This is a genomic window from Pelomonas aquatica (genome assembly GCF_026712205.1).
Classification (GTDB): domain Bacteria; phylum Pseudomonadota; class Gammaproteobacteria; order Burkholderiales; family Burkholderiaceae_C; genus Pelomonas; species Pelomonas aquatica.
Genome location: NZ_JAPPUW010000001.1, coordinates 1 through 14,339, shown reverse-complemented (window position 1 = coordinate 14,339; position 14,339 = coordinate 1). Strand labels below are relative to the sequence as shown.

Annotated in this window: 13 protein-coding genes, 1 pseudogene and 1 riboswitch; of the genes and pseudogenes, 6 read left to right on the top strand and 8 right to left on the bottom strand. The window is 72.5% G+C overall.

Features of this window, described 5'->3' with window-relative positions:
* Positions 1-33 precede the first annotated feature (33 nt).
* The 4 genes from bufB to NYP07_RS00055 all read left to right on the top strand — a co-directional run bounded on the left by bufB (position 34) and on the right by NYP07_RS00055 (position 3,621).
* Positions 34-870: an MNIO family bufferin maturase gene (gene bufB / locus NYP07_RS00070; RefSeq protein ID WP_268146060.1), complete on the top strand. Its 837-nt coding sequence runs from the start codon at positions 34-36 to the stop codon at positions 868-870.
* Entirely contained in the window at positions 867-1,646 is a 780-nt protein-coding gene (locus NYP07_RS00065; RefSeq protein WP_268146058.1) for an HvfC/BufC N-terminal domain-containing protein, read from the top strand. The genes bufB and NYP07_RS00065 overlap by 4 nt, the downstream gene beginning before the upstream one ends.
* Before the next feature lie 68 nt (positions 1,647-1,714).
* Positions 1,715-2,251: a peroxiredoxin gene (locus NYP07_RS00060; protein WP_268146056.1), complete on the top strand. Its 537-nt coding sequence runs from the start codon at positions 1,715-1,717 to the stop codon at positions 2,249-2,251.
* Positions 2,251-3,621, top strand: a complete 1,371-nt coding sequence (locus tag NYP07_RS00055; RefSeq protein WP_378989794.1) for an amidase — start codon at positions 2,251-2,253, stop codon at positions 3,619-3,621. The genes NYP07_RS00060 and NYP07_RS00055 overlap by 1 nt, the downstream gene beginning before the upstream one ends.
* Here the strand turns inward: NYP07_RS00055 and NYP07_RS00050 are convergent, their stop codons facing one another.
* The 4 genes and pseudogenes from NYP07_RS00050 to NYP07_RS00035 all read right to left on the bottom strand — a co-directional run bounded on the left by NYP07_RS00050 (position 3,622) and on the right by NYP07_RS00035 (position 7,000).
* Complete coding sequence (locus NYP07_RS00050; protein WP_268146052.1) at positions 3,622-4,095, bottom strand: hypothetical protein; 474 nt, start codon at positions 4,093-4,095, stop codon at positions 3,622-3,624. It lies immediately after the preceding gene.
* A gap of 93 nt (positions 4,096-4,188) precedes the next feature.
* Positions 4,189-5,316: an ABC transporter permease gene (locus tag NYP07_RS00045; RefSeq protein ID WP_268146050.1), complete on the bottom strand. Its 1,128-nt coding sequence runs from the start codon at positions 5,314-5,316 to the stop codon at positions 4,189-4,191.
* Between the two features lie 80 nt (positions 5,317-5,396).
* Positions 5,397-6,062 (bottom strand): annotated as a pseudogene (gene ccmA / locus NYP07_RS00040) (heme ABC exporter ATP-binding protein CcmA); the annotation flags it as partial.
* Complete coding sequence (locus tag NYP07_RS00035) at positions 6,059-7,000, bottom strand: HlyD family secretion protein (RefSeq protein ID WP_268146041.1); 942 nt, start codon at positions 6,998-7,000, stop codon at positions 6,059-6,061. The pseudogene ccmA and the gene NYP07_RS00035, both read right to left, overlap by 4 nt.
* A 63-nt stretch (positions 7,001-7,063) precedes the next feature.
* A riboswitch (SAM riboswitch) is annotated at positions 7,064-7,139 on the top strand.
* Between the two features lie 47 nt (positions 7,140-7,186).
* Here NYP07_RS00035 and metX point away from each other — a divergent pair.
* Together metX and metW are read left to right on the top strand one after the other, a co-directional pair.
* Positions 7,187-8,326 carry a homoserine O-succinyltransferase MetX gene (gene metX, locus NYP07_RS00030; RefSeq protein ID WP_268146039.1) on the top strand — a complete coding sequence of 380 codons (1,140 nt, stop codon included), beginning with the start codon at positions 7,187-7,189 and terminating at the stop codon, positions 8,324-8,326.
* Positions 8,323-8,898, top strand: coding sequence for a methionine biosynthesis protein MetW (gene metW, locus NYP07_RS00025; RefSeq protein WP_268146038.1), 576 nt, complete (start codon positions 8,323-8,325; stop codon positions 8,896-8,898). The genes metX and metW overlap by 4 nt, the downstream gene beginning before the upstream one ends.
* An 18-nt stretch (positions 8,899-8,916) precedes the next feature.
* Here the strand turns inward: metW and NYP07_RS00020 are convergent, their stop codons facing one another.
* The 4 genes from NYP07_RS00020 to NYP07_RS00005 form a co-directional block, all read right to left on the bottom strand.
* A complete protein-coding gene (locus NYP07_RS00020) occupies positions 8,917-9,108 on the bottom strand; it encodes a hypothetical protein (protein WP_268146036.1) in 192 nt (63 codons plus the stop codon).
* 81 nt (positions 9,109-9,189) lie between these two features.
* Positions 9,190-10,917 (bottom strand): MORN repeat-containing protein, encoded by a 1,728-nt coding sequence (locus tag NYP07_RS00015; protein WP_268146034.1) that lies wholly within the window; start codon positions 10,915-10,917, stop codon positions 9,190-9,192.
* On the bottom strand, positions 10,914-12,248 hold the full coding sequence (locus tag NYP07_RS00010; RefSeq protein WP_268146032.1) for a hypothetical protein: 1,335 nt from the start codon (positions 12,246-12,248) through the stop codon (positions 10,914-10,916). The genes NYP07_RS00015 and NYP07_RS00010 overlap by 4 nt, the downstream gene beginning before the upstream one ends.
* A 95-nt stretch (positions 12,249-12,343) precedes the next feature.
* Positions 12,344-14,113 (bottom strand): GGDEF domain-containing protein, encoded by a 1,770-nt coding sequence (locus tag NYP07_RS00005; RefSeq protein WP_268146030.1) that lies wholly within the window; start codon positions 14,111-14,113, stop codon positions 12,344-12,346.
* Positions 14,114-14,339 lie beyond the last annotated feature (226 nt).

The following is a 14,339-nucleotide window of genomic DNA, read 5'->3' as shown; positions in this document are numbered from 1 at the left end:
GCCTTCGGCCTCGCGTCAACTTCTTTTGTCGATATGACCCATATCCAAGGCTTTGGCCTCGGCTTGCGCGTCGAGCATTACGCGGCCTTCGAGGCCGGCGTCGATGCGGCCGTGCGGCCCGACTGGCTGGAGATCATTTCCGAGAACTACATGGTGCCGGGCGGGCCGCCGCTGGCGCATCTGGAACGCATCCGCGCGGACTACCCGCTCGTCATGCACGGCGTGTCGCTGTCCGTCGCCGGGCCGGCGCCGCTGGACCTCGGCCATCTGCGCGAGCTCAGGGCACTGGCCGACCGGCTGGAGCCCGGCTGGGTTTCCGACCACCTGTGCTGGAGCGCCGACGCACACAGCCAGCTGCACGACCTGCTGCCGGTGCCGCTGACGCGTGCCGCGCTCGACCATGTCGGCGGCCGCATCGCCCAGGTGCAGGACATCCTCGGCCGGCCGCTGGTGCTGGAGAACGTGTCCAGCTATGTGCGCTTCGCGGCCGACGAGATGACCGAGTGGGACTTCATCGCGCAACTGCTGCAACAGACCGGCGCGAAGATGCTGCTGGACGTCAACAACGTCTACGTCTCCGGCCGCAACCACGGCTTCGACCCCATGGCCTACCTTGACGGCATCCCCGTCGAGCCGGTGCGCCAGATCCACCTCGCCGGCCACGAGGACCGCGGCGACATCGTCATCGACACCCACGACCACCCGGTGCGCGACGAAGTCTGGCGGCTCTACCAGTACGCCGTGAAGCGCTTCGGCGCGGTGCCGACGATGATCGAGCGCGACGACCACATCCCGCCGCTGCCCGAGCTGCTGGCCGAGCTCGGCGTCGCGCGCCATGTGGCAGCGCAGGCCGCGGAGGCCCTGCGATGAGCCTCGTCACGCAACAGCGCCGGCTCGCCGCCGCCATCCGCGACGGCGCCGATGCGGCCGGCCTGCTGGCGGGCGACTGCGCCACCGGCCTGGAGGTCTACCGCCATGCCTACCGCGTCCGGCTGGCCGCGGCGCTGGCCGACAACTACACGGTGCTGTCGCGCGCGCTGGGCGACGCGGGCTTCGACGCGCTGGCTCAGGCCTATGTCGCGGCGCGGCCGAGCCGGCACCCGTCCATCCGCTGGTTCGGCCACGAGCTGGCCGGCTTCATGGCCGAGGCCGGCGAGGGCCTCGTGCCGCACGCGGGCCTCGTCGACATCGCCCGCATGGACTGGGCGCTGCGCACCGCCTTCGACGCCGCCGACGCGGCGCCGCCCGATGCCGCAGCGCTGGTCGCGCTGGGCCCCGACGACTGGGCCGGCCTGGTGCTGCATCTGCAGGCCAGCGTGCAGCGCGTGGCCCTGGCCCATGCCATCGAGCCTGCCTGGCGGGCGCTGCGCGAGTGGGAGCCGGAGTCCGGCGCCGACCCGCCCGAGCTGCCCGAGCCCGTGCCCCATGCGCATGAGCTGCTGGCCTGGCGCCAGGGCCAGGAGACGCGCTGGCGCTCGCTGGAGCCGCTGGAGGCCAGGCTGCTCGACGCCGTCGCCGCGGGCCAGACCTTCGCGCTGCTCTGCGAGCGCGCCGCCGACGAGCTCGGCGATGCCGATGCCGCGGCGCCCGCCGTCGTCGGCGCGCTGCAGCGCTGGCTGGCCGACGGGCTGCTGCGCCGGCCCTGACCCGTTGGCCCGCCCGGCCATTGCGGCTTGGCTATCCTGCGGCCACGCCACCACCACCGAGGTCCACCATGTCCCGACACCTGAAGGCCCCGCTCGCGGCCCTGCTCGCCGCGCTGCTCATCCCCGCCGCCCACGCCGCCCTCGGCATCGGCGCGCCGGCCCCCGACTTCAGCGCCGATGCCGCCGTCGGCGGCCAGGCCTTCAGGTTCCATCTCGCCGATGCGCTGAAGAACGGCCCCGTGGTGCTGTACTTCTATCCCAAGGCCTTCACGAGCGGCTGCACCGTCGAGGCCCACCAGTTCGCCGAGGCGAGCGACAGGTTCAAGGCCCTGGGCGCCACCGTCATCGGCATGTCCAACGACGACATCGACACGCTGAAGAAATTCAGCGTCGAGGCCTGCCGCAACAAGTTCGCCGTCGCGGCCGACGCCGGTGCCAAGGTCATGAAGGACTACGACGCGGCGCTCAAGCTGCTGCCGGGCATGGCCGACCGCGTGTCCTATCTGATCGGCAGCGACGGCAAGATCGCCGCCGTCCACGCCAGCATGAGCCCCGAAGGCCATATCGACGCGATGCTGAAGGCCGTTCAGCAGCTGAAGAAGTGATCGCCGGCCTCGGCGCGGCGGCGCTGCTGGCGGCCTATCGCTCGCGCGAGCTGTCGCCGGTCGACCTGATGCAGGCCGTGCTGGCCCAGGCCGGGCGCCGCGAGGCCGAGCTGCATGCGCTGTGCGCCGTCGATGCCGACGCGGCGCTGGCCGCGGCCCGCGCCAGCGAGGCCCGCTGGCGGGCCGGCAGCGCGCTGGCGCTGGACGGCATCCCCGTCACCTTGAAAGAAAACATCGCCGTGCCCGGCGCAGCGAATCGTGCCGGCACGGCCGCGACGCCCGGCGACGCCCGCTTCGATTTCGAGGCCCCGCCCGCCGCGCGGCTGCGCGAGGCCGGCGCCATCGCCTGGGCGCGCACCACCATGCCCGACTACGGCATGCTGAGCTCGGGCCTGTCCAGCCTCCATGCCGAGCCGGCGCGCAACCCCTGGGACCTGCGCATGACGCCGGGCGGCTCCAGCGCCGGCGCGGCCGCGGCGGCGGCGGCCGGCTACGGCCCGCTGCACCTGGGCACCGACATCGGCGGCTCCATCCGCCTGCCGGCCGGCTGGTGCGGTCTCGTCGGCCTCAAGCCCAGCCACGGCCGCGTGCCCATCAAGCCCGGCTATGCCGGCCGCGTCGCCGGGCCGCTGGCGCGCTCCGTCGAGGACGCCGCGCTGATGCTGGCCGCGCTGGCCCGGCCCGATGCGCGCGACCCGACGCAGCTGCCGCCGGGCGCCGTGCTGCCCAGGCCGCTGGAACTGCGTGGCCTGCGCATCGGCCTGCTGCTGGACGCAGGCTGGGGCGAGGCCGTGCGGCCCGAGGTCGAAGCCGCCATCGTGGGCGCGGCCCGGGCCTTCGAGCAGGCCGGCGCCGGCGTCGAGCCGCTGGCCGCCTTCACGACGCCCGAGATGGCCGACGGCATCGACCGCTTCTGGCGCATGCGCTCCTGGCTGGACATCTCGGCCCTGCAGCCCGGGCGGCGCGACAAGGTGCTGGCCTATATCCGCGACTGGGTGGCGCCCGCGGCCGGCTACGACGGCGGCACGGTGTTCCGCGGCTACAGCCAGATGCAGGCGCTGCGCGAGGCGGCCAACACCGCCTGCGAACCCTTCGACTTCGTGCTGTCGCCCGTCAGCCCCATGCCCGCCTACCCGGCCCACCTCGCCAGCCCGCTGCACGACCCGGCCCGGCCCTTCGAGCACATCGCGTTCACGCTGCCCGCCAATATGAGCGAGCAGCCGGCGCTGGCCATCAATGCGGGCTACACGGACGCGGGTTTGCCCATCGGCCTGCAGATCGTCGGCCGCCGCTTCGACGATGCCGGCGTGCTGGCGCTGGGCGCGGCCTGGGAGCGGCTGCGCCCTGCGCAGCGGCGCTGGCCGGTCTGATCAGGGCCGCGGCGGCGGGGCCTGCGTCGGCAGGCCGGCGGCGGCCAGGTCGGCATTGACCAGGGCCCATGCCGCGTCGAAGTCGTCGGCGCGGCGCACCGGGCGGCTGGAGCGCCAGATGTCCATCAGCGCCGGCAGCCTCTCGATGCCGGGGATGCCCGGGCGCACCAGGAAGACCGTGGAGATCGCGACGACGCCGCGGTCCGAGAAGCTGTGGATGCTGGCGCGCAGTTCGGCCAGCGCGTCGGCGTTCATCTCCAGGCTGCCGCGGATCTCGAGCAGGTCGCCGAAGCGGCGGTCGGCCGGCAGGCGCTTGCCGGCCAGCGCGATCGCGCGCTTCACGGCGGCCATCAGCCCGGCATCGAAGGGGCCTTCGGCGATGGACATCATCACGCGGCCCTGCACGCCGACGCTGACGCGGCCGAAGCTGGGATGGACGCGTCGTTGCAGGGGCGGGGTGGGGATCGGTCGCATGATGGGCGGGACGGCTGCTGCGATTCTGCCCGCTCGACGGTGGCGTCATGCCAACACGGGGCTGACAGGGAAAAAATGGCCAAGGCTTGTCGTTCAGTCGAGGGTGCGGCGGTAGCGCAGCAGCGCCACGCCGCCGGCCACGGCCAGGAAGGTCAGCATGGGCCACAGCTCCGGCAGCAGCTCGGCCGCGCCCGCGCCCTTGAGCATGACGCCGCGCACGATGCGCAGGAAATGGGTCAGCGGCAGCGCCTCGCCCAGCGTCTGCGCCCAGGCCGGCATGCCGCGGAAGGGGAACATGAAGCCCGACAGCAGCATGGACGGCAGGAAAAAGAAGAAGGTCAGCTGCAGGGCCTGGAGCTGGTTCTGCGCGATGGTCGAGAACGTGAAGCCGACGCCGAGGTTGGCCAGCACGAAGACGCCGATCATCGCCAGCAGCAGCGCCGCGCTGCCCACCATGTGCACCTGGAAGAGCAGGAAGGCCGCGCCGAGGATGACGCCCAGCTGCACATAGCCGAGCACGACATAGGGCAGGATCTTGCCGACCATGACCTCGAAGGGCCGCACCGGCGTCGCGAGCAGGTTCTCCATCGTGCCGCGCTCGCGCTCGCGGGTCATGGCCAGCGAGGTCAGCATGACCATGGTCATCGTCAGGATGGTGCCGATCAGGCCGGGCACGATGTTGTAGCGCGTCAGGCCCTCGGGGTTGTAGCGGCGCTGGATGCGCAGGTCGAAGGGCGGCGGCCGGGGCGCCAGCGGCGCGAGCATGCCGCGCAGCTCGCGGTTCAGCGCGGTCTGGCCGAGTTGGTTCAGCGCGGCGATGGCATTGCCCGACGCCGAGGGGTCGCTCGCGTCGGCCGCGATCAGCAGCACCGGCCGCTCGCCGCGCACGATGCGGGCGCCGAAGTCGTCGGGCACGACGATGAGGAACTGGATGTCGCCGCTCTGCAGCAGCGCGTCGCCGCGCGACTCGGCGATGCCGCTCTCGACGATGCGGAAATAGCCGCTGGTCTGCAGCGCCGCGACGACGCTGCGCGCCATCGGGCTGCTGTCCTGGCTGACGACGGCGGTCGGCAGGCCCTTGGGGTCGGTGTTGATCGCATAGCCGAACAGCACCAGCTGGATGATGGGGATGCCGACGGCCATCGCGAAAGTGAGCCGGTCGCGCAGCATCTGCTGCACCTCCTTCAGCGCGATGGCGAAGCTGCGGGCCAGCGACTGCATCAGCCGGCCTGCCCGAAGTTGTCGTTGGCCCGGCCGACGAGGCGCACGAAGGCGTCCTCCAGGTCGCGCGCGCCGGCTTCGGCGACGATGGATGCGGCCGTGCCGCGCGCCAGCACGCGGCCGTAGGCGATGTAGACCAGCTCGTGGCAGCGCTCGGCTTCGTCCATGTAGTGCGTGGACACGAGCACGGTGATGCCCTCGCCGGCGAGCCGGTGGATCTGGTCCCAGAACTCGCGCCGCGCCTTGGGGTCGACGCCGGCCGTGGGCTCGTCCAGCAGCAGCAGACGCGGCCGGTGCAGCAGGCAGGCCGCCAGCGCGAGGCGCTGCTTCCAGCCGCCGGACAGCGCGCCGGCCAGCTGCTGCTGGCGCGTGGCCAGGCCCAGGCGCTGCAGCGCGGCGTCGACGGCCGCGCGGCGGTCGGGCATCGAGAACAGGCGCGCGATGAAGTCCAGGTTCTCGCGGATCGACAGGTCTTCGTAGAGGCCGAACTTCTGCGTCATATAGCCGACCTGGCGCTTGACCGCCGCGGCCTCGCGGCGGAAGTCCAGCCCCAGCACGCGGCCCTCGCCGGCGTCGGGCGTCAGCAGGCCGCAGAGCATGCGCAGCGAGGTCGTCTTGCCGCTGCCGTTGGGCCCGAGGAAGCCGACGATGCGGCCGGTGGCGACCTGCATGTCGACGGCATCGACGACCCTGCGGCCGCCATAGGCCTTGGTCAGTCCCCTGACGTCGATCGTCAGCTCGGTCATCGCGTCACGTCCAGTGGCTGGCCCGGATGCAACCGCTCCGCGTCCTCGACCTTCAGCGGCCGCGCCTCGACGAGGAAGACCAGCTTGTCGCGCTGCTGGTTGGAGTAGATGACGGGCGGCGTGTACTCGGGGCCGCTGGCGATGAAGCTGATGCGTGCCGGAATGGCCGCGCCGCAGCCATCGCAATGCAGGCTCACGCGCGCGTCCAGCCTGAGGCCGCCGACGGCCGACTGCGGCACATAGAAGCGCGCCTTGCGGTTGGCCGGCGGCAGCAGGGCCAGCACCGGCTGGCCGGCCGCCACCCATTCGCCGGGGCGCATGAAGACGTCCTGCACGCGGGCCGCCACCGGCGCGCTCTGGCGCTTCTGCGCGACGCGCCAGGCCGTCTGCGCGCGGCTGTTCTGCGCGGCCTCGGCCAGCGCACGCGCGGCGCTGCGTGCGTCATCGCGGGCCGGCAGACGGGCCACCTGCAGCGCCGCCTCCAGCTCGGCGACGCGGGCGCGGGCCTGCGCGAGCGTCGTCGCCGCGTCGTCCACGCGGGCGCGGGCGACGAAGCCCTGGGCCAGCAGCTGCTGCTGCCGGGCGAGGTCGCCGGCGGCCAGGCGTTCGGCGGCGCGGGCCTGGTCCAGCTGCGCCTGCGTGACGGCCAGCTCGGGCGCGCGCCGGCCCTTGTCGGCGTCCAGTGCCTGGGCCTGGGCGCTCTGCGCGCGGGCCTGCGCCTCGGCATCGGCCGCGAGCTCGGGCGTCGCGTCCAGCGCGAACAGCGCCTGGCCGGCGGCCACGGCCTCGCCGGAGCGCACGGCCAGGTCGCTCAGCCGGCCGGCCACGGGCGGCGCGACATAGACCAGCTCGGCCTCGGCATAGCCGGTCCAGCCGTCGGGCGGCCTGTCGCCGCAGCCGGCCAGCAGGGCGGGGATCAGCAACAGCGCAACTCTCATCGGCAGCCTCCTCGAGCCCGGCCATCATCGTTCAGCCGCTGCGCGGCGGCCTCCGCTAAACTGTCGCCTCACAGCGCCGATTTGTTCCGGATTGCGGGCGCTCTACAAATGCCGCTAAACAGGACTCCGAGCACAGCCGGCGTCCCGCAACAGTGGCCGCCGGTTTTTTTGCTTTTGGAGTGGGCCATGACGGGCCGAAGCGTCGGCGACGTGTCGCCGCAGAGTTTCCATTTCGACGAACCCTTGCCGCTGCGCAGTGGTGCCAGCCTGCCGGCCTACGACCTGATGGTCGAGACCTATGGCCGGCTCAATGCCGAGCGCAGCAATGCGGTGCTGGTCTGCCATGCGCTGAACGCCAGCCACCATGTCGCCGGCACCTATGCCGGCCAGGCCAAGAGCGATGGCTGGTGGGACAACCTGATCGGCCCGGGCAAGCCGCTGGACACCGACCGCTTCTTCGTCATCGGCGTGAACAACCTCGGCTCCTGCTTCGGCTCCACGGGGCCGATGCATGCCAACCCGGCGACGGGCCGGGCCTGGGGCGCGGACTTCCCCGTCGTGACCGTGCAGGACTGGGTGGACGCCCAGGCCCGCGTCGTCGAGCGCTTCGGCATCCTGAAGCTGGCGGCCGTGCTGGGCGGGTCGCTCGGCGGCATGCAGGCGCTGGACTGGGCGCTGCGCTACCCCGAGCGGCTGTCGCACTGCATCGCCATCGCGACGGCGCCCAATCTGTCGGCGCAGAACATCGCGTTCAACGAGGTGGCCCGCCGCGCCATCGTGACCGACCCCGACTTCCACGGCGGCCACTTCTACGCCCACGGCGTGGTGCCCAAGCGCGGCCTGCGCGTGGCGCGCATGATCGGCCACATCACCTATCTGAGCGACGACGTGATGGCCGAGAGGTTCGGCCGCGAGCTCAAGGGCGGCGAGCTGGGCTACAGCACCCAGGACATCGAGTTCCAGATCGAGAGCTATCTGCGCTACCAGGGCGACAAGTTCAGCGACTACTTCGACGCCAACACCTATCTGCTCATCACGCGCGCGCTGGACTACTTCGACCCGGCGGCCGAGCACGGCGGCGACCTGGCGCTGGCCTTCGCCAAGGCGCGGGCCAAATTCCTGATCGCCAGCTTCACGACCGACTGGCGCTTCTCGCCGGCGCGCTCGCGCGAGATCGTCAAGGCCCTGCTCGACAACCGCCTGGACGTGAGCTACGCGGAGATCGACGCGCCGCACGGCCACGACGCCTTCCTGCTCGACGATCCGCGCTACCACGGGCTGCTGCGGGCCTATTTCGAGCGCATTGCCACGGAGCTGACGCGATGAGCTTCGATCCCGCCATCGCGGCCCTGGTGCCGCCCGGCTCGCGCGTGCTCGACCTGGGCTGCGGCAGCGGCGAGCTGCTGGAGCACCTCATCAGGCACAAGGGCTGCACGGGCTACGGCGTGGAGCTGGACGACGCCAACCTGCTGGCCTGCGTGAAGCGCGGCGTCAGCGTGATCCAGCGCAACCTGGAGGAAGGCCTGTCCATCTTCGAGGACCAGAGCTTCGACGTCGTGCTGCAGCTGGAGACGCTGCAGCATCTGCGCAATGCCGAGCAGATGCTCAAGGAGACGGCGCGCGTGGGCAAGACGGGCATCGTCAGCTTCCCCAACTTCGCGCACTGGCCCAACCGGCTGCAGGTGCTGACCGGCCGCATGCCCGTCACGCGGGCCCTGCCCTACGAGTGGTACGACACGCCGAATATCCGCGTCGGCACCTTCGCCGACTTCGAGGTGCTGGCGCGCAAGAACCGCCTCAAGGTGCTGGACGCCTTCGGCCTGCAGCGCGGCCGCGTCGTGCGCGCGCTGCCCAATCTGATGGCCAGCGTGGCGGTGTTCAGGTTCGAGCGCGAATAGGGGCGGGGCCGGCCCGGATCAGCCGGCCTTCCTGCGGCCGCCCTTCCTGGCGTGCTTCTTGTGCTTGGCCTTGGCGGCCTTCTTCGCGCCGGCCTGGGCCTTGACGGGGCTGCTGGCGTGGCTGGCCGCGTGGTGGCGGGCGACGCGGGCCTCGGCGGCGGGAGCGGCGAAGGCGAGGGCCAGGGCGGCGGCGGTGAGCAAGGTTTTCATGGGGAAGACTCCTGAGAATGCGTACAGGTTACACCGCCGCAGCGCGGGGGCGGGCTGACCTGCATCAAGACTCTCAACCTCTCAATTGCCCTTGCGGACCATATAGCCGTCGTCGGTGCGCTCGTCGTCCTTGAAGACGCCTTCCCAGCGGTCACCGGTCGGCCAGTAGAAGATGCCCTGGCCGTGCTTGAGGCCGCGCGCCCAGGCACCCTCGTAGCGTTCGCCGCTCTTCCAGGCGTACTGGCCCTCGCCATGGGCCTTGCCGACCTCGAACTGGCCCTCGTAGACGTCGCCGCTCGGGAAGACCATGCGGCCCTGGCCCTGCGGCAGGCCGGCGGCGAGCTGGCCTTCGTATTGGTTGCCGTTGGTGAAGCGCATGCGGCCCCGGCCCTGGGGCTTGTCGTTGACCCATTCGCCGTCGTAGCGCTGACCGCTGGTCCAGACGTAGACGCCCTTGCCATGCGGCAGGCCCTGGTGGATCTGGCCGGTGTAGACGTCGCCCGACGCATAGGTCAGCCTGCCCTCGCCCTCGGGCTGGCCGTCCACCAGCGTGCCGTCGAACTGGTTGCCGTTGGCGAACACCATCAGGCCGCGGCCGGTGGCGCGGTCGCCCGCCCAGTCGCCCTTGTAGCGCTGGCCGCTGGCCCAGCGGATCTCGCCGGCGCCCTGGCGCCGGCTGTGCACCAGTGCGCCTTCGTAGGCGTCGCCGTTCTTCCACTCGACGCGGCCGGTGCCACTGACGGTGTCGTCGTCCTCGCGCACGAACTGGCCGACGTAGTGGGTGTCACCCGCCGTCCTGTCGAAGAGCTTGGCCTCGGGCGCCGGGGCGGTGGCCAAGGGGGCGATGGGCACGGCGGCGGCCTGGCGCAGCGGCACCTTGGCGGCGTTGGTGGCTGCGGCGGCTGTCGCGGGCGCCGGCGTGCCGGTGGCCGGCCTGGCGGTGGCGGGGGCTGCGGCGGCAGGGGCAGGCTTGGGCACGGCGGCCACGGCGATGGCCGGCGGTGCGCCGGGCAGAGGCGTGGACACCCAGGGCGTGCCGCGCTCGCGGGCCAGGGCCTGCGCGTTGTTCATCGCCAGCTCCTGGGCGCTGCCCTTGCAGAGCCTGGCGGTGTCGCGCCACAGGGTCTCGCCGATCTGGCTCTGGGTCTGGCGCTCGGCCAGCGGCAGGGCCGCGCCGCCGTTGCGCAGCTTGGTGGAGAAGTCGCGGGCGCGCTCGAAGGGCGGGGCGCAGAACTCGGCGTTGTAACCGTCGATCTCGCTCTGCTCGCGGCGCCGCTGGGCGGTCTGCTGCTGGCTGCCGCTGCACTGGTCGACGGCCAGGTCCCACATGCCCTCGGCCTTGCGGTAGAGGCTGGCGGCTTCGGCGAAGCGGCGTTCGCCGAAGGCGGTGCGCGCCAGGTCCTGCAGCGCCGAGGCGTCGCGGTGGGCGCTCTCGCATTGGCTGCCGGCCTGCAGCTTCTCGGCCAGCCCGTCGCGGGTCTTCTGGCTGTCGGCGAGGTTGCGCTCGGCGCGCTCGCGGGCACGGCCCTCGCATGTCGTGATGGCCGAGCCCCACTGGGCCACGGCCTCGTCGTAGAGCTTGACCTGGGCCTGCAGCGGCTGGTTCTGCGACTGGGCCGTGGCGGCCTTGAGGTCGGCCGACAGCGCGCGGCTGGTCAATACGGCGCAGCTGGGCGCCGGCAGGGGTTCGGCCCCGGAAGCGGCGGAGGCCGGGGCCTCGGGAGCGCTGGCGGCATCGGCCGGAGGTGTCTGGGCGGGGGCTGCCGTGGTGGCGAGCAGCAGGGCGAAGGCGAGGCGGGCCGGCTTCATTTCTTCCTGGGGGCCGATTCGGTGGGCAGTTCGAGCATGGCGTCGACGAGGCCGCGCGAGAAGCGGCCGGCGCCGGGGTCGTCGGCGCTGTCGAAGGAGAAGCGGGCCTGGACCGAGGCCAGCGGCATCGCGCCGATCTCGGCCAGCAGCGTGTCGGCCCTGAAGCCGCCGAGGATGGCCGTGACCTCGGCCTCGAAGCCTCGCGCGGCGGCCAGCTTGTTCAGCGCGGCCAGGCGGTCGGCGTCGAACAGGAAGGCGTTGGCGTAGAGGCTGCGCTCGACGAGCTTCTGGTGCAGCGTGAAGCCGGCCAGCGGCGGCGCGCCCAGGGCCGCCATGCGCGCGAAGGCCCAGGCGTCGGCGCGCTCGAAGACGGTGGCGGCGATGCGCGAGATGCCGCCCAGCGAGCCGCGGTTGGCGGCGGCGGCCTGCATCAGGTTGAGCACCTGCTGGCGGCTGATCTGCTGGGCGGCGTCGGCGAGGCCGTCGCGGATCCTCTGCGCGGCCAGCGCCTTGCCCTGCTCGATGAGCTGCTGCCTGAGGATATCGCTGGCCACGTTGGCGGCGGCGTTCTTGGCCGCGCTGAGGGCCGCGTCGGCCGCCATGGCCGCGGCCTTCACGCCGGAGGCCAGCGTGGCGAGGTTGTAGAGCGTGCCGGCGATCTTGATCGCGTAGTGGTAGGTCTTCATGCGGGCGCCGCCCTCTTCGGACAGGCCCTGGGTCCACAGCACCAGCCACAGCGCCTCGTCGGGCGTGGGCTCGGCCTCGGTCAACGCCAGCGGGTGCAGGCTCAGCAGCCAGTGGTAGTCCTGCAGCTGCGGCGTGTTGGGCGGCGCGAAGCGGGTGTAGCCGCGGCAGACCTCGAAGGGCGCGACGAGGGCATCCTGGCCCGCGGCCGTGCCGACGTGGAAGGGCCGGCCCGCGTCGCGCGCCTCGGCCAGCCATTCGAGCAGGCGCTCGCCGTCGTCGCTGGCCTGGGCGCCGATGCGGTTGAGGCGCGTGCCCATGGGCAGCGGCGAATCCTGCGTGACGGCGATGACGGTCAGGCGCTCGTCCACCTGCAGCGCGCGCACCCAGGCGACGCGATCGTCGGGGCTCCAGCCGGCGCTGGTGGCCACGGCGAAGGGCAGCTCCCACTGCTTGTCGCAGTCCCTGTCCTGCAGTGCGGCGCTGCGCGCGATGGCCGGGCGGATCAGCCGCTCGCCGGCCCCGTAGGCGCGCATGCCGGCCAGCAGCGGCTCGTCGACCTTGCGGCCGTCGTCCACCGTGAATTTGGGGGCGGACGCGCAGCCGGCCAGCAGCAAGGTGGCAAGGAGCAGCAGGAGGGGGCGCATGGGATCGAGCCTAAGTGCAGGTCTCGTGGGACCGGGCCGTCGTTTTCCCCGATCCTGCCAGCGCCTTGTGACATCAGCCGGCGTCGAGCCGGGCGCTATGAGAGGACCTTGAACAGGGTCTCACTGCGGCAGACCCGGTCGCGGCCCTCGGCCTTGGCGCGGTAGAGCGCCCGATCGGCATCGCGGTAGAGGTCTTCCAGGTCGGCCAGCGCGCGCGCCTCGGTGCAGGCCAGCCCGAAGCTGGCCGTCACCCGCAGACTCGCCTCGCCGGGCAGCATGATGGTGGCGTCGGCCAGCGTCCGGCGCAGGCGTTCGGCCAACTGGCCGGCCGCGTCGGGGGCGCAGTCGACGGCCAGGATGATGAATTCCTCGCCGCCGTGGCGGGCCAGCAGCTCGCCCTGGCGGACCTGGCCGCGCGCCTGTTCGGCGACGGCGCGCAGCACCGCGTCTCCGGCGGGGTGGCCGTGCAGGTCGTTGATGCGCTTGAAGTGATCCAGGTCGAAGACCAGCAGGGCGAGCGGCCAGCCGTGGCGGCGGCCCTGGGCGAGCAGCCTTGCGGCCTGTTCGGCGAAGGCGCGGCGATTGGGCAGGCCGGTCAGGAAATCGGTGTCGCTGGCCACGCGCAGCTGGGCGATCAGCTGCTCGCGCTCGGCCTCCAGCGTGCGGCGGCGCAGCGTCGCGTCGCGTAGCGCGGCGACGGCACGCTGCATGTCGCCGATCTCGTCGCCGCGCGTGGCCGGCGGCAGGTGGTCGCTGGGCAGGCCGCGGCCGTCCATGATGGTGTTCATCGCCTGCGTGCCGCGCAGCAGCGGCAGCAGCACGCGGTGGCGGATCAGCAGGAAGACGGCCAGCTCGATGCACAGCACCGTCAGGCCCAGCGCGGCGTTGATGGCCATGTCGCGGCGGGCCTGGGCGACGCGGGCCGTGGCGGCGTCGCGCGCGGCGGCGAACAGCGTGTCGCGCAGCTCGACAATGGTCTTCATCGGCGGCACATAGCGGCCGACGAAGGCCGCCGAGTCCATGCCATAGGGCTGGCCGCTCAGGCCGCGCTCGGTCAGCTCGCGCACGAAGGGCAGGTCGGTGCCGAAGTAGCGCGCGTCCATCGTGGCGATGGCGGCCTGCAGCGCCGCGCCGGCGCGGCTGACGCGCGCCTGCAGGCTGATGAGCTTGTGCAGCTGCTCGATGCGCCCGGTCAGCACGGCGATCTCGCGCTCGTCCTCGTGGCCCAGCGGCTGCTGGGTGGCCAGCGGCGTCGTGAACTGCGAGCCCAGCCGGCCGGCGTACTCGCGCAGCTCGGCCGCGTAGCGGGCGCCGACCAGGGGCATGGCCAGTTCGGGGTAGACCGCCTCGGCCGCGGCGGACTGCGTCGTCACGGCGCTCTGCACCGTGTCGATGACGGCGAACATCTGGTCGATGGGCGCGCGGGTGATGCGCTGGCCCGGCGCGCTGCGCTCGGCATGCGGCAGCGCGGCGACGCGGTCGACCTCGACGCGCGCCCGCGCCAGCTCCGCGCGGGCCTGGTCCAGCTGGGCGCGGGCCGACACCGAGGCCGGGTCGGTGGAGCCGGCCAGCGCGGCCAGGGCCTGGTCGAAGGCGGCATCCGAATTGCGGCGGAAGTCCTCGAGGCGGGCCCGCTTGGCGGGGTCGGGCGGCTCGGTGTCGTTCAGCACCGGGATGGCCGGGCCGCGCTCGGCCGAGGCCTTCTCGGCGACCTTCATGTCCAGATAGGCGCGCTGCATGGCGGCCAGGCCGAGCTCGGCGGCGTCGACATGGCGCCAGTCGGCCCAGACGGAGCGCAGCAACAGCGCCGTCACCAGGCTGAGCAGCAGCCCGGTGGTGAGCAGGAAGAGGCGGGTCAGGCGCATGGCGGCGGAGCGTAGAGGGATTATCAGAGCGCAGAACCTGTTCACGGCCTCCCCATGGTGCCCGCAAGGCATCCCGGGGCCGCAATCGAGGCGTCCGCCGCCGGCCAGGCTCATTGGGCAACCTCCTGCTTGTTGACATCGACGAGGAGGTGGACCGAGGGTAGGAACTGACTTCCGTGCCCCCATGGTGACTGCCTGCGGCGCTGGCCTCGCGAAGGCCCGTATG

Excerpts from the sequence above, each read along its gene's own strand:
- bufB (WP_268146060.1), top strand. The coding sequence starts at position 34 with ATGACCCATATCCAAGGCTTTGGCCTCGGCTTGCGCGTCGAGCATTAC.
- NYP07_RS00065 (WP_268146058.1), top strand. The coding sequence starts at position 867 with ATGAGCCTCGTCACGCAACAGCGCCGGCTCGCCGCCGCCATCCGCGAC.
- NYP07_RS00060 (WP_268146056.1), top strand. The coding sequence starts at position 1,715 with ATGTCCCGACACCTGAAGGCCCCGCTCGCGGCCCTGCTCGCCGCGCTG.
- NYP07_RS00050 (WP_268146052.1), bottom strand. The coding sequence starts at position 4,095 with ATGCGACCGATCCCCACCCCGCCCCTGCAACGACGCGTCCATCCCAGC.
- NYP07_RS00045 (WP_268146050.1), bottom strand. The coding sequence starts at position 5,316 with ATGCAGTCGCTGGCCCGCAGCTTCGCCATCGCGCTGAAGGAGGTGCAG.
- NYP07_RS00035 (WP_268146041.1), bottom strand. The coding sequence starts at position 7,000 with ATGAGAGTTGCGCTGTTGCTGATCCCCGCCCTGCTGGCCGGCTGCGGC.
- metX (WP_268146039.1), top strand. The coding sequence starts at position 7,187 with ATGACGGGCCGAAGCGTCGGCGACGTGTCGCCGCAGAGTTTCCATTTC.
- metW (WP_268146038.1), top strand. The coding sequence starts at position 8,323 with ATGAGCTTCGATCCCGCCATCGCGGCCCTGGTGCCGCCCGGCTCGCGC.
- NYP07_RS00020 (WP_268146036.1), bottom strand. The coding sequence starts at position 9,108 with ATGAAAACCTTGCTCACCGCCGCCGCCCTGGCCCTCGCCTTCGCCGCT.
- NYP07_RS00015 (WP_268146034.1), bottom strand. The coding sequence starts at position 10,917 with ATGAAGCCGGCCCGCCTCGCCTTCGCCCTGCTGCTCGCCACCACGGCA.
- NYP07_RS00010 (WP_268146032.1), bottom strand. The coding sequence starts at position 12,248 with ATGCGCCCCCTCCTGCTGCTCCTTGCCACCTTGCTGCTGGCCGGCTGC.
- NYP07_RS00005 (WP_268146030.1), bottom strand. The coding sequence starts at position 14,113 with ATGCGCCTGACCCGCCTCTTCCTGCTCACCACCGGGCTGCTGCTCAGC.